Origin of the sequence: Litorivivens sp., from assembly GCF_041624475.1 — a bacterium.
In the GTDB taxonomy this organism is placed as follows: Bacteria; Pseudomonadota; Gammaproteobacteria; order Pseudomonadales; family Spongiibacteraceae; genus Litorivivens.
In genome coordinates this window covers 295,095-313,159 of sequence record NZ_JBFJUX010000002.1, presented here as the reverse complement: position 1 = coordinate 313,159, position 18,065 = coordinate 295,095, and the positions used below count along the sequence as shown (strand labels likewise).

Annotated in this window: 18 protein-coding genes; 6 read left to right on the top strand and 12 right to left on the bottom strand. The window is 56.2% G+C overall.

All coding sequences use genetic code 11. The features are described 5' to 3' along the window. Positions 1–4: 4 nt before the first annotated feature. From flgG to flgB, 6 genes are read right to left on the bottom strand one after another with little or no spacing between them, the layout of a single operon-like run. Positions 5–790: a flagellar basal-body rod protein FlgG gene (gene flgG / locus ABY734_RS04180; RefSeq protein ID WP_372777728.1), complete on the bottom strand. Its 786-nt coding sequence runs from the start codon at positions 788–790 to the stop codon at positions 5–7. Between the two features lie 25 nt (positions 791–815). Next, positions 816–1,556 (bottom strand): flagellar basal-body rod protein FlgF, encoded by a 741-nt coding sequence (gene flgF, locus ABY734_RS04175; protein ID WP_372777727.1) that lies wholly within the window; start codon positions 1,554–1,556, stop codon positions 816–818. Positions 1,557–1,576: 20 nt separating this feature from the next. After that, a complete protein-coding gene (gene flgE / locus ABY734_RS04170; protein ID WP_372777725.1) occupies positions 1,577–2,797 on the bottom strand; it encodes a flagellar hook protein FlgE in 1,221 nt (406 codons plus the stop codon). Between the two features lie 14 nt (positions 2,798–2,811). After that, complete coding sequence (locus ABY734_RS04165; protein WP_372777724.1) at positions 2,812–3,474, bottom strand: flagellar hook assembly protein FlgD; 663 nt, start codon at positions 3,472–3,474, stop codon at positions 2,812–2,814. 10 nt (positions 3,475–3,484) lie between these two features. Continuing rightward, positions 3,485–3,892: a flagellar basal body rod protein FlgC gene (flgC, locus tag ABY734_RS04160; RefSeq protein ID WP_372777844.1), complete on the bottom strand. Its 408-nt coding sequence runs from the start codon at positions 3,890–3,892 to the stop codon at positions 3,485–3,487. Next, a complete protein-coding gene (gene flgB / locus ABY734_RS04155; protein ID WP_372777721.1) occupies positions 3,889–4,290 on the bottom strand; it encodes a flagellar basal body rod protein FlgB in 402 nt (133 codons plus the stop codon). Before flgB ends, flgC begins: the two co-directional genes overlap by 4 nt. A gap of 340 nt (positions 4,291–4,630) precedes the next feature. Between flgB and flgA the strand changes: the two genes are divergently transcribed. From flgA to ABY734_RS04125, 6 genes are all read left to right on the top strand, one after another. Further along, positions 4,631–5,362, top strand: a complete 732-nt coding sequence (gene flgA, locus ABY734_RS04150) for a flagellar basal body P-ring formation chaperone FlgA (RefSeq protein WP_372777720.1) — start codon at positions 4,631–4,633, stop codon at positions 5,360–5,362. Positions 5,363–5,430: 68 nt separating this feature from the next. Continuing rightward, on the top strand, positions 5,431–5,730 hold the full coding sequence (gene flgM, locus ABY734_RS04145) for a flagellar biosynthesis anti-sigma factor FlgM (protein ID WP_372777719.1): 300 nt from the start codon (positions 5,431–5,433) through the stop codon (positions 5,728–5,730). A gap of 38 nt (positions 5,731–5,768) precedes the next feature. Then, the gene (locus ABY734_RS04140; RefSeq protein ID WP_372777718.1) at positions 5,769–6,242 is read left to right on the top strand and encodes a flagella synthesis protein FlgN; all 474 of its coding nucleotides are present in this window, start codon (positions 5,769–5,771) and stop codon (positions 6,240–6,242) included. Positions 6,243–6,314: 72 nt separating this feature from the next. Beyond that, positions 6,315–9,368 (top strand): CHASE domain-containing protein, encoded by a 3,054-nt coding sequence (locus ABY734_RS04135; RefSeq protein ID WP_372777717.1) that lies wholly within the window; start codon positions 6,315–6,317, stop codon positions 9,366–9,368. A gap of 14 nt (positions 9,369–9,382) precedes the next feature. Further along, positions 9,383–9,526, top strand: coding sequence for a hypothetical protein (locus ABY734_RS04130; RefSeq protein WP_372777716.1), 144 nt, complete (start codon positions 9,383–9,385; stop codon positions 9,524–9,526). Between the two features lie 13 nt (positions 9,527–9,539). Further along, positions 9,540–11,639, top strand: coding sequence for a carboxy terminal-processing peptidase (locus ABY734_RS04125; RefSeq protein WP_372777715.1), 2,100 nt, complete (start codon positions 9,540–9,542; stop codon positions 11,637–11,639). A gap of 44 nt (positions 11,640–11,683) precedes the next feature. Here ABY734_RS04125 and gorA read toward each other — a convergent pair whose 3' ends face one another. The 6 genes from gorA to lolA are packed head-to-tail and all read right to left on the bottom strand — an operon-like array spanning position 11,684 to position 18,063. Next, complete coding sequence (gorA, locus tag ABY734_RS04120; protein WP_372777714.1) at positions 11,684–13,048, bottom strand: glutathione-disulfide reductase; 1,365 nt, start codon at positions 13,046–13,048, stop codon at positions 11,684–11,686. After that, entirely contained in the window at positions 13,045–14,472 is a 1,428-nt protein-coding gene (cysG, locus tag ABY734_RS04115; RefSeq protein WP_372777713.1) for a siroheme synthase CysG, read from the bottom strand. The genes gorA and cysG overlap by 4 nt, the downstream gene beginning before the upstream one ends. Continuing rightward, positions 14,473–15,768 (bottom strand): serine--tRNA ligase, encoded by a 1,296-nt coding sequence (serS, locus tag ABY734_RS04110; RefSeq protein ID WP_372777711.1) that lies wholly within the window; start codon positions 15,766–15,768, stop codon positions 14,473–14,475. Between the two features lie 17 nt (positions 15,769–15,785). Further along, the gene (gene crcB / locus ABY734_RS04105; protein ID WP_372777710.1) at positions 15,786–16,154 is read right to left on the bottom strand and encodes a fluoride efflux transporter CrcB; all 369 of its coding nucleotides are present in this window, start codon (positions 16,152–16,154) and stop codon (positions 15,786–15,788) included. After that, complete coding sequence (locus ABY734_RS04100; protein ID WP_372777843.1) at positions 16,154–17,416, bottom strand: replication-associated recombination protein A; 1,263 nt, start codon at positions 17,414–17,416, stop codon at positions 16,154–16,156. Before ABY734_RS04100 ends, crcB begins: the two co-directional genes overlap by 1 nt. Before the next feature lie 26 nt (positions 17,417–17,442). Continuing rightward, positions 17,443–18,063: an outer membrane lipoprotein chaperone LolA gene (lolA, locus tag ABY734_RS04095; RefSeq protein ID WP_372777708.1), complete on the bottom strand. Its 621-nt coding sequence runs from the start codon at positions 18,061–18,063 to the stop codon at positions 17,443–17,445. Positions 18,064–18,065: the final 2 nt, after the last annotated feature.

Here is an 18,065-nt window from a genome sequence, read left to right as displayed (position 1 = left end):
TCTCCTACAGATTGTTGTTCAGATATTGCATCATCTGATCGCTGGTGGAGATGGCCTTGGAATTCATTTCGTAGGCGCGCTGGGTTTCAATCATATTGACCAGCTCTTCCACCACATTCACGTTGGAGGTTTCCAGCGCGCCCGCCATGATCGTACCCAGACCGCTCAAGCCGGGTGTGCCGGTCGTAGCGGTGCCACTGGAAGCGGATTCGAGATACAGGTTTTCACCCATAGGTTCCAGGCCTTCCGGATTGACGAAGTCTACTAATTGAAAAGTACCGACCTGAACCGGCGCACTGCCGCCAGACAGCTGAACGGTAACGGTGCCGTCAGAACCGACGCTGAGGGCCTGTGCTCCCTGGGGAATGGTAATGCCGGGCTCAACCACATGCCCGGCCGGTGTAACCACCTGCCCCTGATCGTCGAGTTGAAACTCACCGGTTCGGGTGTAAGCCGGTGTCCCATCGGGCAGTGTGATCTGGAAAAATCCGCGGCCGTCGATCGCCATATCCAGCGAGTTGCCGGTCTGGGCTACGGTGCCCTGCGTGAAAACCTTCTCGGTCGAAACAACCCTGACACCCGTACCAAGGTGCAAACCTGTCGCTGCGCGAGTTTGCTGGGAGGTTTGACTGCCGACCTGGCGAACGTTCTGATAGAGCAGGTCTTCAAAGGATGCCCTGCCCTTTTTAAAGCCGACAGTATTGGCGTTGGCGAGGTTGTGGCTCACCACCTGCATCCGCGTCTGTTGCGCGTCGAGACCGGTTTTGGCTACCCAGAGTGATGGATTCACGGTTGTACTCCTGTGCTTAAAAAGGCTATGAGAGACGCATCAGGCTTGCGCCGGCGTCGGCTATCTCACCTGCAGTGCTCATCATTTTTACGTCCATTTCGTAGCGGCGCGCCAGCTGAATCATGCGCACCATCGAATCAACGGCATTGACGTTGGAAGACTCGAGCGCGCCGGACACCAGTTTTAGTCCGGCATCGTTAACACCCTCGGCACCGTCGCGCTGGCGAATCAGGCCGTCTTCACCCTTCTCCAACTGCGAGGCGTCGAGTGAAACCAGGCGAATCCGGTCAATAACGATTTGGGTATCGGGCCCCTGGCCCAAGGGCACAATGGAGATACTGCCGTCGCCACCAATGCTGATACTGCTGTGTTCTGGTATCGCGATGGGGCCGCCGTCGCCCAGCAGGTTATGACCCTGCCCGGTCAGCAACTGACCATCCGAGGTCAGCTGCAGATCCCCGCGGCGGGTATAGGCTTCGCGTCCGTCCGGCGTTTGTACCGCAAACCAACCGTCACCACTGACCGCAACATCGAGGGTGCGGCCAGTGTGCTGCAGGCTCCCCGGGTTGGTATCGATACCCTTCTCGTAGGCCACGGAGTTGCTGCGGCTGGGCAGTCCCGCGCCGGCAATCTGCTCAGCGAACAGACTGTTGAAGTCGGCGCGAAAGCCCGTGGTGGATACGTTTGCCAAATTATTGGCATTGGTCGCCTGAGCCAGCGAGGTCTGCTTGGCACCGGTCATTCCCAAATACAATAATTTATCCATCGTCTTTACTCACTCGCCGGTTAGCGGATATTCAGGATGGCCTGAGTGATCTGGTCAGCCGTCGAGATCACCTGGGCGTTCGCCTGAAAGTTGCGCTGGGCTGTGACCATTTCCACCAGTTCGGCAGAAAGATCCACATTCGAGCTTTCCAGCGCGCTGGACTGAATCAAACCGAAGTTTGAGGTGCCCGGCTCACCCAGGCGGCCGGCGCCGGCGGTGAAGGTTTCGGTCCAGGTATTGTTACCCGCCTGCTGCAGGCCCTGCGGGTTGTTGAACAGGGTGATGGCTACCTTGCCCAGTTGCTCTGACGCCTGATTGGAGTAACGCGCTGACACCACGCCATTCGCATCGATCTCTACCCCGCTGAGAATGCCGGATTCAAAGCCATCCTGAGACAGGCTGTTGACTACAAAATCGGTGCCGTATTGCGTGGAGCTGGAAAAATCAGCCGTCAGGTTGATATCGCCCGCGCCATTAGTGGGCGTGTAGGCAGGATAGGTAAATTGACCGCTGGCTGGGGTCTGCAGCACGCCGGCGCCGTCAAACACCATCGTGTTGGCGCCACCCACGGCGGTGCCATCGATGTAGAGATACTGGCTCCAGCTGTTGGGCGCAGCATCTTTTACATAGTAGGTCGTTGCCGCGTGCGATGAACCCTGAGAATCGTAAATGGTCATCGATGACGAGTGATTGAAGGTGTTAAGGTTATTGGGGTCAAAGGGGCCGGTACCCGGCACGCTCGCACCCGAGGGCAGGTTCAGGCCGATAGTAGCGTTTGAGGTCGCCTGCGGTGGAAAGGTAGAGTTTTCCAATTGCAGATCGACCAGCGAGCCGCTGGCGAAGGAGCCACTACCTGTTGACGGGAAAATCTGCAGACGGTTGAGGTTGCTGTTTACAACGTAGCCGTCCTTGTCGACGCTGAATTCCCCGGCGCGGGTGTAGACCAGCCCTTTATCAACGCTGCTCAGCGTAAAGAAACCGTCACCGTTAATGGCCAGGTCCATGTTGTTGTTGGTCAGCGAAACGTTGCCCTGGGAAAACTGCTGGGAGATTTTCGCCAGTTTTACACCGGAGCCGGTCTGGGTAGCGCTCGAATCAGTAATTGAGCTGGCAAACACATCGGAGAAAACGGCTTTGGAACGTTTGAAACCGGTGGTACCGACGTTGGCGATATTGTTGGCGGTGGTATCCAGAAGTTTGGATGCGGCGTTAAGGCCTGTTACTGCGATATCAAAGCTCATAGTGGCTCTCCTGGCTAGCTGATGCTTTTGACGTCAGAGAGCTGGAACTGGCCCAGCCCTTTGAGTTCGATGTTGGCGCTGCCACCCTGTGAAGGGAGACTGACACTGGTAATTTGTGCGTGAATATGGTTTTCCAAAGCTTCCTGTTGGTTGCCGGCGAAGTAGCTCACCTTCAACTGATATTCCCCAGCCGGTAAGCTGTTACCGCCGTTATCGCGACCGTCCCAGGTGTAATCCACCGTGCCGGCGGCCTGCGGCCCGAGCGACATGCGCCGAACCACTTCACCATTGGATTTCACTACTTCCACCTGCACGCCTGAGGTTGAGGCTGGCAGCTCTACCCGGCCGCGAATGGCGGTACTGCCATCGAAGGGCGCACTCGGTGAGGCGACCAGTGCCGTCTTATCAACCAGCGAAGCGGCATTCAGCATTTGCGAGGACTTCAGTGAGTCCGCCAGTGAGGCCATCGATTGATTGATTTCAGAAATGCCACTCACGGTGCTGAACTGGGCCATCTGACCGAGAAACTCGGCATTGTCGACCGGTTTAAACGGATCCTGATTCTGCATCTGCGCCAGCATGAGCTTCATAAACTCGGTCTGCCCCAGGTTTTCCTTGCCGAGCTTGCCGTTCTGAGCCTGCAGGGACTGGATATCGCTGATCGTTCTCAATTCCATGGTTCAGTCCTTATCGTCCGAGCTGCAGGGTGCGCATCATCAAATCTTTGGAGGTGTTGAATACTTCCGAGTTGTTCTGGAAGGAGCGCGAGGCGGAAATCATATTGGCCATTTCCTCTACCTCGTTCACATTGGAGCCAAAGACATAGCCGTCGGCGTCTGCCATCGGATTCCCCGGCTCATAGCGCTTGATCACCGGCGCCTGGCTTTCGACAATGCCGGTGACCTGAACGCCGGCGGCAGCATTGGCGGTTTCCTGCAGCAGCGCTGCAAACACCGGCTGCTTGGCGCGGTAGGCCTCGGCTTCTGTTGTGGCCACCGAGTCAGCATTGGCCATGTTGCTGGCGGTGGTGTTTAGCCTGACCAGCTGGGCGTTCATCGCGGAACCGGCGATATCCAGGACTTTAAACATGCTTATCGACCTCCAGTAATGGCATCTTTCAGACCGCTGAACTTGCTGCCGAGAAAGGTGAGCGTCGCCTGATAGCGCACCGCATTGTCGGCAAACTGGGCCTGCTCTATATGCAGTTCAACCGTATTACCGTCGAGACTGGGTTGGTTCGGCACACGATATTTCAGTTGGGCTTCCAGTGCCGCTGCACCGCCATCCGGCTGAATATGGTTTGAGCGCGTGCGACTTACGCTCAAATTCTGTTGTTGCGCGCCTTCAAGGGCTGCGCGAAAATCCAGATCACGTGCCTGATACCCTGGCGTGTCCACGTTGGCCATATTGGCACCCAGAACCTCGGTACGCTTTGCTCTCGTATAGAGAGCGCGTTCGTGAACGCCTAGCGCTGTGTCAAAGTTCAGTGGCATAACAAAATCCTAAAGTTCTGTTGGCGCCTGCCGATGTTGTTGTCAGAACCCTCCGACTTTGCACGGCAGACTGCTTTCGCAATGGTCATTGCAACAGCCGTGCCACTTTAAAATGCGTTTTAAATACAATCACTTAGTATTTATCGCCAAAATTCCGGCCCGGGATTTTTTTGGCGAGCGGCAAGGGTTTGCCGCCCGGCCGGCAATTCTCCGTCTGCCGCTTTCTGCTCGCTTTTACAGAAATCATGACGCTGACATTTGTTGGCTGGCACGCTAATTGCTCTCCTGTTGTGAACGCGACATTTTTTTGACAGCCGCTGGAACACAAGAGGATCACGCTATGAGCAAACACGGGGGAACACAGCCAAGCGCACCGCGTCACCGCCATGCGCTGTGCGCGCTTCTGGCTATGCTTGTGGCGGCACCTGCTGTGACTGAAAGCCTGCAGAGTGAGAGCAGTATTCGCCGCGCCGCAGAGCGGTACGTGGCAGCTCGTAATCCCTGGAAGAACCAGGAACACCGAATTGAAGCAGGCCGCCTCGACAGCCGCAGTCGCCTGCCCCGCTGCGATGGCGCGCTCAAGGCCTTTTTGCCGGCACGGGCTCAGATCAAACGGCGCACAACCGTCGGTGTCCGCTGCAGTGGCAGTGCCGGCTGGACGGTCTATATTCCGGTTAACATAAGCGCCTATGCCAATGCGCTGGTAGCCATCCGCCCGCTTCCCGCCGGCTCGGTGTTAAGCCCTCACGACGTACAGGTGGTAAAGCGGGAGGTGTCGGCAATGGGTTACGGCTATATCAGCAATTTGGAACGGGATGGCGGCTACCGCGTAAGCCGTGCCATTCCGCAGGGTGCCGTTATCAGCCCGAATATGGTGGAGTCTGCGGTCATGATCAAACGGGGCCAGTCGGTCAGGATAATGGCGCGCAGCGGCGCAGTGGGCGTCACTATGGCCGGGGTAGCCACCAGCAAGGCCAGTTTGGGTGAGCGCATTACGGTGCGAAATGTTAACTCAGGCCGCGTGGTAGAAGGGATTGTCCGCTCCGGAGAGACGGTTGAGATCATCCTTTAGTGGCTAAAGGTTTTTGAAAAAGTGCCGATAATTGTTTTGTAGGCGCGAACAGACAGGCGATCAGGACCATGGTAGACAAAATAGACAACTCTGGGATGCCCCAGTCACGCAGGCTGGAACCCTCAAACAGCCGCCCTGCGGCCGTTTCCGAAAGCGAAAGCCAGCAGCCCGCCGCCGCTCCGGCAGAGGCCACCAGCCGCGGGGTATCTACCTACGAGCAGCTGCAGGGCAAAGTCAATGAAGCCGGAGACTTCGATCGTGAAAAGGTAGAGCAGGTCAAGGCTGCCATCCAAAGTGGTGAGTATTCGGTTAACGCCGAGCGTATTGCCAAGGCGGTAATTGACCTTGAGCATCTGCTACAAGCCTGAAGCCCGTTGAATAAAAAGTTTGTAGAGAGGAAAACCCTGTGACGCGCACTACGGATCTGATCAGTATTACCCGAGACGTTATCGCCGCCATCCACCAGTTTAAGGGGGTTTTGGCTGAAGAGTCAGACGCCCTCGCCCAAAGCGACAAAACGGTGTTAATAGAAATTGCCGAACGCAAAATCCGCTACGCAGACCATCTGGATCAGCTGGTGCGGCTTCGGTCACGCATGTTTACTCAACTTGGCGTTAATGAGACAGACAAGACAGCCGTCAAAGCTATGTTCAATGATTACGGCCAACACGACTTAGTCGATAACGACTGGCAGTCCGCTATAGAGCTGCTGGCCGAGTGCCAGGCCATGAACCAGCAGGCAGGCGCCAGTATTCAGGCGCAGATGCAATTCGTTAACCGCGGCCTGGAAATCCTTCACGGTAAACCACGCCATGCCACCTATGGCGAGCAAGGCACGGTAGTGAATGAGGGCTATGCCAAAGAGCTGGGTACCGCCTAGGAGACAAAAATAGGCTAGACTTCAAGGGTTTGTAGACGATCAACCCGAATTCTGTACCCGGCGGAGGCAGGCTTGCCCCAGATAATACCAAGCGATAACACTCCGTCGCACCGCGTCTTTCTGCGTATTCTGCTACTTGCATTCGCGTACTATCTGTTCGCAAAGCTTGGCTTGATATTTGCCATTCCGCCCGGCTATGCCACTGCGATCTGGCCACCCTCCGGGCTGGCACTAGCTGCAGTGATGCTATGGGGTACGCCGATGGCGCTGGGTGTACTGCTCGGCTCATTCTGGGCCAATCTGCAGGTGGCCCAGCCCGGTGAATCGGTGGCCTTGCTGGTGCCGTTGCTCATTGCAGCGGGCTCTTCCCTTCAGGCCGTAATAGGCGCAAAGCTTGTTATGCGCTGGACCCAACCGCCCTGGAACCTGGTGACGCTTAGGCAACTCGGATTTCTGATTATTGTCGGTGGGGCTGCTGCCTCGTTGATTTCCGCGACTTCCGGCAACGCCGTGTTGTATCTCTTCGGAGGCGTAAGCGGCACCGCCATCGGCGCCAACTGGCTTAACTGGTGGCTGGGCGACAGCCTTGGGGTGGTGGTTTTTGCCCCTATCACGCTCATCCTTATGCAAGGCAATGGTTTGATAGCCCCTCGCCGGAAGCTGCTGATCTGCCTCCCAGCCATAGGGATGTTTCTGTTCCTGACCGGAGCGTACATCTCGGGGAAAAACCAGGTTGAGTCAGAACTGCGATCCAACCTGCAGGTGCGCAGCCAGCTGGGCTACAGCTACCTAGCCGACTTTCTGGATAAAAAAACTAATATACTGAGTTATGTAGACGGTCTTTTTGAAGTATCAGGTGAAGTTAGCAGAGAGGATTTTCGGCAATTCTACAAAGCCATCACGACAGCCATGGAGTCCCCTCCCACCTTGGGCTGGGCCCCTAGCGTGGCTTATGAAGATAAAGAACGCTATATCGCCCAAGCGCGCCGCGAAGGGCTGAACAATTACCAGATCTATGAAAAGACCACACAAGGTGTGAGGCCAGTAACGCAGCGCAAGCACTATCAGCCCCTGTTTTATATTGAACCGTCTGACCGTCACCCAAGGGCGTTTGGATTCGACCTCTTGTCGGAGGAACAAAGGCGCGGCGCTATTGAGCGCGCCCTATCGAGCGATACCGTTACGACGGCCGGCCCCCTTGAAATGGCAGGCACTGAAAACCCTGAATTGATTTATGTATTGGCATCACCAATTACTTCCAGGGGCTCCGGGCATGCTGTATTCAGCATTGTCCAGATTGACGAAATGGTCGCCCCACTGCAGGCGCTGGCGGAACAAGCAGGGATAGGCTATCGCCTCACCGACAAGACCAGCGACACGGTCCTGTTTACGTCAGAAACAGTCAGACCCCAGTCCAATTTTACCCAGGTTCAAGCTCTGGATTACCTCGACCGCAATCTGCAGCTGGAAAGCTGGTTTGACAGTCAGATTATCACCACTCAGATGACTTCACGGCTTGCCCCTTTGGTATTTGGCGGATTTATCATCATCGGCGCAGTCAGCATGCTGATTATCAGCTCCACCGGCGCTCATCAATCCGCCCAGGCCTTGGTGTCTCTCAAAACGAGAGAATTGCGGCAAGAGCGAGAGTTTCTGGAGAGCATGATCGATAACCTGCCGATGCTCCTCTACATCAAGGATGCCAAGACCCGACGTTTTTTGAGAGCAAATCATGCAAGCCAGAACGCCGTACGGGAAGCCACCTCCGATTTGATAGGCAAAACCAACGAAGAGGTCTTCGGTGAGCATAGCCTGCAGGGCGACATAGCCAGTGATGACCGGGTCGTCAAACAAGGTGAAATCGTCCATGAAGTCGGGTCGATGGATGTCTTCGGCGAAACCCAATGGTTTCAAAGTACCAAGGTACCCATCGTTGATCCAGACACCGGTGAGGTGAAATACATCCTTGGACTGGCGGAAGATATCACAGGTCAAAAACGCTTTGAGCGGGAGATTGAGGACAATCGGCAGCGGGTCAGCAGGATATTGGAAAACGTGGGTGAAGGCATCTACGGGCTGGACCGGAAGGGCAATATCACCTTTGCCAACCCGGCGGCAGAGCAGCTTCTCGGGTTTTCTGAAACAGAGCTGCAGGGCAAGAACGCTCACGAGTTGTTCCACCATCACTATCAGGATGGCAGCGCGTTTCCGGTTCAGGACTGTCCTATCTACCGCGCCCTGTCGCACGGCGAAACCTGTAGAATCGATGATGAGGTCTTCTGGCGCAAAGACGGCAGTGCTATACCGGTTGAGTACACCAGCACCGCCATTGTGGAAAAAGACGAGGTGATCGGCGCGGTGGTGGTGTTCGGTGATATTTCTCGACGCCAGGTCATGGACCGACTGCAGCGAGAACAGACTGAGCGAATCCAGCAAATTAATGAGGAGCTCGAAGAATTTTCCTTCGTTGCCAGCCACGACTTGCAGGAACCCCTGCGAACTCTGATCTGTTTCTGCGAATTCCTGGAAGACGATCTGGGGCCGGATTTATCCGAGAATGCAGCGACCGATCTGGGCTACATCAAAAAGGCCGCTCGGCGCATGAGCCTGTTGATTAATGATATGCTCGCCTATTCCCGGGCCGGCAGCGCCGTGCTTGAAATGGAACCGCTCGATCTGGGGGATTGCATTAACCAGATTCAGAGTGATTTGCTGGCGATGATCCGCGATTACGACGCAGAGATTGTTGTTGAGCCGCTGCCTGTGGTCAACGGCGATCGCAATGGCCTGCAGCGGGTTTTTCAGAACCTGATTCAGAACGCTATTCGCTACAGTTCGGACCGAAAGCCGCAGATTCGTATCTACGAACACAGTAACGATGGTCAGATGGCCACGATCGCGGTGGAAGACAACGGAATCGGTATTGAAGCCGAGTACCTTGATCAGATTTTCGGCACCTTCAAACGGGTCAACAACTCAGATGAGCAGGAAGGTTCAGGCATTGGTCTGGCTATTGTGAAAAAACTGGTTGAGCGGCACCGCGGTGCGGTCAGCGTGGCCTCCACACCCGGAGTCGGAAGCACGTTTTACGTTACACTTCAGCTGACATTCAAGCAAAAACAATGACTTGCAAATAAATTATGAACCAGATTATGCGTTTTAACTTGAAGCTGTTTGAGTTCAAGGAAATTAGTCAGTATTGCCGCTTTCCCGGCCCGGTCATGCAGCAACGGGTGACCCGCCCGGACAGGGGCGCTACTATAGCCATTAAGCAACGAAGTTAGAAAGCACACACCTATGAGATTCAAACTCCCGACAAGATTGGTCCTGGCCTTCTCCGCCCTGGCTTTCCTTTCTTCTGCAAGTCTGGCGGTCGTCGAGACTGTGTCGCCACTTCAGCCGACTGCCGTACAGTCGCAGACCGCAAAAATGATCGTCAAACAGCTGGAGCAGGAGCACTACGTCAACCTTAAGCTCGATGACAAGACCTCCAGTCTGCTGTTGGACACCTATCTGAAAACCCTCGATCCTGGAAAGCTGTTTTTCCTGCAAACGGATATCGACGAATTTCAGCGCCTGCGCAGCCAACTGGACGACGAGCTGAAAAAAGGCGAGCTCAGCGCCGGCTTTGTTATTTACAACCGTTACCACAAGCGCCTGACTGAGAGACTGAATAAAACCATCGGTGAACTGCCCCAGATGGTGAAAAACTTCGACTTCGCCGCCGACGAAGAGCTTGAGCTGGACAGGGAAGACGCCAAGTGGCCCGCCAACGCCCGCGAAGCCGACGATCTCTGGCGCAAGCAGATCAAAAATCGAGTGCTGTCGCTCAAGCTCTCCGGCAAGGAAGAAAAAGATTCTCTTGAACTGCTGCTGAAGCGCTACGCCAACCAGTTGTCTCGGGTGGAGCAATCCACCAGCGAAGACGTGTTCCAATACTACATGAACGCCCTCGCCTCCATTTACGACCCCCACACGGATTATTTTTCGCCGCGCATTTCCGAAAACTTTCAGATCAATATGAGCCTGAAACTGGAAGGTATTGGCGCCGTGCTGCAATCCGATGACGAATACACCAAGGTGGTGCGGCTGGTTCCCGCAGGCCCCGCCGACAAAAACGGTCAGTTGCATCCGTCAGACCGTATTATCGCGGTGGCCGAGGGCAAGAACGGTGAGTTCAAGGATGTGATCGGCTGGCGGCTGGATGACGTGGTTGACTTGATTCGCGGCCCCAAGGGCACCTTTGTGCGATTGCAGGTAATACCGGCCGTGTCACAAAGCGAAGAAGTTCGCAAAACCATCACCATCGAGCGCAATGAAGTCAAACTGGAAGAACAGAGCGCCCAGAAAAAGATGATTCAGGTCTACCGTGACGGCCGTGTCGTCAAGGTGGGCGTGATCAGCATCCCGGCCTTTTACCTGGATTTTGAGGCCCTGCGCCGGGGCGACCCGGATTTCCGCAGTTCCACCCGCGACACCGAGCGCCTAATGAAAGAGCTGCTGGCTGATGGTGCCGAAGGCATCATTATTGACCTGCGAGACAATGGCGGTGGCTCACTGGCGGAAGCCAATGCCCTGACCGGCCTGTTTATCGAATCCGGACCGACGGTTCAGATCCGTTTTGCCAATGCCTGGGTCAAGCGCGAAGGTAAGCGCCGCAGCAGCGATTTCTACGATGGCCCGCTGGCCGTACTGATTAATCGGATGAGTGCATCGGCATCTGAAATTTTCGCCGGCGCGATCCAGGACTACCAGCGCGGTGTGGTAATCGGCAATCAGTCCTTCGGCAAGGGCACGGTCCAGTCAATCAACCCCTTGCAACATGGTCAATTGAAGATCACCGAGTCAAAGTTTTACCGGATTTCAGGCGAAAGCACCCAGCACAATGGTGTTATTCCCGATATTGAGTTCCCGGCTATTTACGACAAGGAACTGGTCGGTGAAAGCACCCTCGACAATGCCCTGCCCTGGGATACCATTGCGCCGGTGTATCACCACACCTACTTTGACATTAATTCAGAACTTCCCCGCCTGCGCAAAGAGCACCGCAAGCGCGTCAGCGAAAATCCGGATTTCCGCTTCCTGAGTGAGCAGCTGGAACAAATGGACGAGTTCCGTAACGTGAAAAAGCTGTCATTGAACGAAGAACTGCGGCGCAAACAGCGAGACGAACGCCGCAAGCTGCAATTAACGATTGAGAACAAGCGCCGTGTCGCAAAAGGGCTGGAGCCACTGGCCAAGCTTGACGAAGACGATGAAGAGGCGGAGACAAAAGACAGCGAAGAAGGCGAGAACAAGAAGGATGAGCCCGATCCACTGCTGGTTGAAGCCAGTCATATCCTGGTAGACAGCATGCCGGTCTTTGCGAAATCCCAGGTCGCCAAGGCCGCTCGCTAGTCGGGTTTAATGCGCCACCGCAAGGTGGCGCTCTGCTACAAACGCTATGCGCTCTCTCGGGTTCGGGTTACCGAGCGCATGGTCACAAACTCCTCAGCAACCGACGGGTGAATACCCACTGTGGCATCAAAGTCCGCTTTGGTCGCCCCCATCTTCAAGGCTATCGCCATTCCCTGTATGACCTCGGCCGCTTCATCGCCGAGCATATGGGCGCCGACCACTTTCTGGCTGGCGTGATCTACCAGCAGCTTCAGAAAGACCTTGCCCTGATGATCGCCGAGCGTATGCTTCAGGTGGCGAAAACGCGAGGTATAGACGTCGATCTTGCGGTATTGCGCCAAGGCGTCTTCCTCACTCAGACCCACCGTTGCCACATTGGGGTGACTGAAAATAGCCGTGGCAATATGCTCGTAATCCATGCGCCTTTGCTCGCCATTGAACAGATTAGCGGCGAGCGTCATGCCTTCGGCCAGTGCAACGGGTGTCAATTCAATGCCGCCGGTTACATCGCCCAGGGCATAAATTCCGGACTGCGAGGTTTCAAACTGTTCGTTGACAGCGATATAGCCCTTGTCGTTCAGACTGACATCAACCGTGTCGAGTCCCAAGCCTTCCAATAAAGGCTTGCGACCCGTTGCAAACAGCACCAGGCCGGTGTCGAGCGTCTCGCCGCTTTCCAGCGTGACCTGCAGTTGATCGCCCTGCTTATCAATACGTGCCGGATTACTGTTAAAGCGGATGTCGACGCCCTCACGGCGCATTTCTTCAGACAGTATCTCGCGAATCTCGGTATCGAACCCCCGCAGAAACAGATCACGACGATAGAGCTGGGTCGTGGCAACACCGAGGCCATTCAGAATGCTGGCAAATTCGCAGGCGATATAACCGCCACCGACCACAACCGCTTTTTCCGGCAGCTTGTCGAGGTAGAAAATCTCATTAGAAGAGATGCCGTGCTCGGCACCCGGAATATCCGGCAGGTACGGCCAGCCGCCCACCGCCAGCAGGATATGCTTGCAGCGATATTGCTCGCCGTTAATGTCAACCTGATTCGGCCCTGCCAGTGTGGCGTGGCCGCGAATGATCTCGACATCGGCATTGCCGAGAATATTTTGGTAGACGCCATTCAGACGCTCTATTTCCCGGGTTTTATTGTCGCGCAATGTTGGCCAGTCGAGTGTTGGCGTCTCAATCTTCCAGCCCAGGGACGCCGCATTATGAACCTCGCTCGATACGTGAGCCGCATAGCTGAACAGTTTTTTCGGAATACAGCCCACATTCACGCAGGTGCCGCCGAGATAGCGCTCTTCCGCGATCGCCACTTTAGCGCCGTAACTGGAAGCCATGCGTGCGGCGCGCACACCACCGGAACCGGCGCCGATAACAAACAGATCGTAGTCGTAACTCATTGCCCTTCCTGTGTCGGTTTTGTCGTGGAAATGGCCTCCTGCTGTGGTGTCTCGTACCAAGCCAGTTGCTCGCGCAATTTAACCACCTCGCCGACGATAATCAGTGTGGGGGCGGCAACCTCTTCCTGCGCCACCAAAGCTGGCATGTTCGCGAGGGTACCCACCAGCACTTTGTGATTCGGTGTCGTTCCCTGTTGGATCAGCGCGATGGGGGTTTCCGGCTCACGGCCGTGGGCAATCATTTCACGACAGATGATCTCCAGGCCTTGTAGCCCCATATAAAACACAACGGTCTGCTGTTTGTGCACCAACTCCTGCCAGGGCAGGTTCATGCTGTTGTCTTTCAAGTGGCCGGTGACAAAGCGCACGGACTGGGCGTAGTCGCGATGGGTCAGCGGAATACCGGAGTAACTGGCACAGCCGGCGGCCGCGGTAATACCAGGCACCACCTGAAAGGGAATTCGCTCTTCCGCCAATCCCGCCAGCTCCTCACCGCCACGGCCGAAAATAAAGGGATCACCGCCCTTCAGCCGCAACACCCGCTTGCCCTCTTTCGCCAGCTTGACCAGCAGTGAGTTGATGTCGTCCTGGGGCATGGTGTGGTTGGAGCGGGCCTTGCCCACGTAAATATATTCGGCATCTTTGCGGCAAAGATCGACGATCTGGGGCGCGACCAGACGATCGTGCAGCACCACATCGGCTTTCTGCATCAAGCGCAGTGCTTTGAAGGTCAGCAGATCTGGATCACCGGGACCGGCGCCCACCAGATAGACTTCGCCCCGCGGCGCCGGTCTGGCGTCACGCAATTCCTCTTCCAGCATATCGCTGGCGGCATCCCGGCGCCCGGCAAACATCAGCTCGGCAACGGGGCCCTGCAGAATGCGCTCCCAAAAGTCCCGGCGCTGATTAAAGTCCGGAATGCGTTTTCTGACCTGGTCGCGAAACTGACCGACCAATTCGGTCAGTTTGCCGTAGCTGGCAGGAATGGTGGATTCGAGTTTGGCTCGCAGCAAGCGTGCCAGTACCGGACTGCGACCGCCGCTACTCACCGCAATAATCAGCGGCGAGCGATCGACAATCGACGGCAGGATGACCGTGCAAAGCTCGGGCTGGTCGACTACATTGACCAGAATCTGCCGCGACTGAGCGGCCTCGGAGACCTCCCGGTTGACGGCCGTATCATCGGTTGCGGCAATCACCAGCATCGCCTGATTGAGATCGTCGCCGGCAAACGCACGCTCTCTAACCGCCCCGCCACTGTCGCGGCAAAGCACTTTTAATTCATCACAGATGTCTGGCGCAATCGCCGTTACCCTGGCGCCGGCACGGGCCAATGCCCCTGCCTTGCGCAAGGCGACGGTGCCGCCGCCCACAACGACACAGTGAGCGCCGCTGACCCGGGTAAATAGCGGCAGGTAATCCATTCAGTCCGCCTTCATCACATCACATTGCATATAGGGGCGCAGCACCTCAGGTACACCCACACTGCCATCGGCCTGCTGGTAGTTTTCGAGTATTGCTACCAGCGTGCGGCCAACGGCGAGCGCCGAGCCGTTCAGGGTATGCAGGTACTCCGGTTTGTTGGTTTCCGGATTGCGCCAGCGCGCCAGCATGCGCCGCGCCTGAAAATCACCAAAATTACTGCAAGAGGAAATTTCCCGATACTGGTTCTGGGCGGGTAGCCACACCTCCAGGTCGTAAGTTTTGCGCGATGAAAAACCGATATCACCACCACAAAGCAGAACCTTGCGGTATGGCAATTCAAGCTGTTGCAGAATCGCCTCGGCGTGCCCAGTCAACGTTTCCAGCGCGGCGTCTGAGTCAGCCGGTTTTACCAGCTGAACCAGTTCAACCTTTTCAAACTGATGCTGGCGGATCATGCCCCGGGTATCGCGCCCGTAAGAGCCCGCCTCACTGCGAAAACAGGGGGTGTGACAGGCAAAGCGCAGGCCCTGCTCCATTTCGGCCGCTTCGACGATGGTGTCGCGCAGAAGATTGGTGACGGGCACTTCAGCGGTCGGGATCAGGTAGTACTCCTGATCGCCTTCGATTTTGAACAGATCTTCCTCAAACTTCGGAAGCTGCCCGGTGCCGCGCAGGGAGTCCTTGTTGACCATGTAGGGCACATACACTTCTGTGTAGCCGTGCTGGTTGATATGGGTATTGAGCATAAACTGGGTCAGAGCCCGGTGCATGCGCGCGATATCACCGCGCATTACGCTGAAACGGCTCCCGGTGAGCTTGCTGGCCAGATCGAAGTCCAGGCCGCCCAGATTTTCGCCCACGTCGACGTGGTCTTTAACCTCAAACTCAAAGGTCTTCGGTTCACCCCAGCGTTGGATTTCAAGGTTGTCGGCTTCATCCTTGCCTTCAGGCACATCCGCATGGGGAATATTCGGCACTCCCGCCATCATCTCGTCGAGTGCTTCCTGCGCCTGTTTGGCTTTGGCGGTTAATTCGCTGAGTTGCTCTTCAATCTTGGCGAGCGTGGCATTGACGCTGGCTTTTGCTTCGTCAATCGGCGTGCCGGCTTTAACCAGCTCTCCAATTTTTTTGGAGGCCTGCTTGCGCTCGGCCAGCAGATTCTGACTGTCGATATCAGCCTGTTTGCGGGCTTCATCCAGTGACTGGAATGCCGCCACATCAAAAGTGAAATGACGCTTGGCCAATTGGTCGGCAACAGCCTGTGGGTCTTGCCTCACCAGTTTCAGGTCGAGCATTGAATCTAATTCTCCGTTTAACGCATTACCATCATGCCCAGGCCGCAGCCCAGAATGCAGCTCACCAGCGTGGCAAGCACATAAGTCAGTGCCAGTGCCCAGCGCCCGCCCTCCAGCATGGCGACGGTTTCAAGAGCAAAGGTCGAAAAGGTTGTAAACGCCCCCAGAAAGCCAACCATCAAGAGGTAGCGACTGTCGGCGTGCAGCACACTGCGCTCAGTAATCACCACGTACAACAAGCCAATGGCAAAAGAGCCCACGGCGTTGACCGCAAAGGTGGCCCAGGGCCAGTCGTGATGGAACCAGTGAAAGCTGGCGCGACCAATGGCGAATCGGCTTACCGAACCCAGCGCTCCGCCGAGGGCAACTAGCAGGTATTGTAACATCAGCGGTAGCGCCTCCAGCCACTGCTCTGGTCGAGCTGACGCAGATAATCGAGCTTGTCGGCGATTTTCTTCTCCAATCCGCGCCCGCTCGGCTGATAATAGCGGGCGTTTTTCAGCGCCTCGGGAAAGTAGTTTTCGCCCGCGGCGTAGGCTTCTGGATAATCGTGCGCATAGCGATAATCATCGCCGTAGCCCTGCTCTTTCATCAGTTTGGTAGGCGCATTGCGCAGATGCAAAGGCACGCCTTCGCTGCCCTGAGCGCGAATGTCTCGAAGCACGGCTTTGTAGGCGCTGTAGACTGCATTGCTCTTCGGAGCGCAGGCCATGTAAACAACCGCCTGCGCCAGCGCCAGCTCCCCTTCCGGACTGCCGAGTCGCTCCTGAACATCCCAGGCATTGAGCGCTATCTGTAGTGCTCGGGGGTCGGCATTGCCGATATCTTCGCTGGCCATACGAACCACCCGGCGCCCGACATAGAGCGGGTCACAACCGCCGTCGATCATACGGGCAAACCAGTACAGCGCCGCATCGGGCGAGCTGCCACGGACAGCCTTGTGCAAAGCCGAAATCTGGTCGTAAAAATCATCGCCACCCTTGTCAAAACGGCGCGGCTGGCCACTGAGAATTTCCCGGATAATGGACTCGTCCAGCGCCTCCGGGTGGCCGGCCGAATGGGCCATATCCAGTGCCAGCTCTAGAAAGTTCAACGCACGCCGGGCGTCACCATCGGCAGCCTGCGCCAACAGCTCCAGCTGCGCATCGTCACATTCAAAGCCCAGTTTTTCCCGGCTGTTCTGCAGAATGCGCACCAGGGTTTCCGACGGCAGGGGTTGCAGGCGATACACCCGCGCCCTGGAAAGCAGCGCGTTATTCAGTTCAAAACTGGGGTTTTCCGTGGTGGCGCCGACAAATATCAAGGTGCCGTCTTCAACAAAGGGCAGAAAGGCGTCCTGCTGGGCTTTATTAAAGCGATGCACCTCATCGACAAACAACACCGTCTGGCGGTCCAGCTGTTGTTGAACCTTTGCCTCTTCAACAGCGCCGCGAATTTCTTTGACCCCAGCGAGCACCGCAGAGACCGTAATAAAGTGCGCATCGCAGAGCTGGGCGATCAATTTTGCCAGGGTGGTTTTACCGACACCGGGCGGCCCCCAGAAAATCATTGAATGGAGCTGACCGGAATCGAGGGCTTCGCGCAGGGGTTTATTGGGTGCCAGCAGATGCTCCTGACCGAGAAATCCGGCAAGGTCCGCCGGGCGCATTCGCGCCGCGAGGGGCTGGGTCTCGGTCACGGCTTGCCCTGCTCGAACACAAATAGCTTGTCGACGACCGCATCGCTGTTCACCACAACCTGATTCAGGTCGATGCGCGTGGTTTGCCCGAGCTTATCGTGCAAAATCATGGCGTTTAAAATGTCATTTTTGAAGCTGAGTTCCAGCTCGCTGAAATCGGCATTGGCCTTGCGCGGCTTAAGCGAGAAGCGTTGCAGCGCGCTGCCGGCAACCAATTTCACGTGGTAATCCGCCGAGAGCTGTTCGGCGCTGGCCGCAAGAATCATGATCGGCGTCTGCGAGACCTGCTCGAAGGGCTCGGTTACCAGCTCTTCGAAGTCAGGGTCATAGCGCCAGAGCGTTTCACCGTCGGTAATAATCTGATAGCGGTAGGGTTCGGCCACCTCCCAGCGTAATTTGTCGGGACGCTTGAAGGTCATGGCACCTCTGGATTCTTCCAGCACCTCGCCCCGGTCGTCGCGAACCACCTGAACAAACCCGGCCTTCAGGTTGTTCACGTTTTGCAGGTGGCCGGCCAATTGCTCGGCGGCACCGGCATGTGCAAAACCTGACAGCCAGAGCAGCTGCAGAGCAAACAGACACAGGCAGCGACGGCTAACAGCGATTAAAGTCTTCAAAC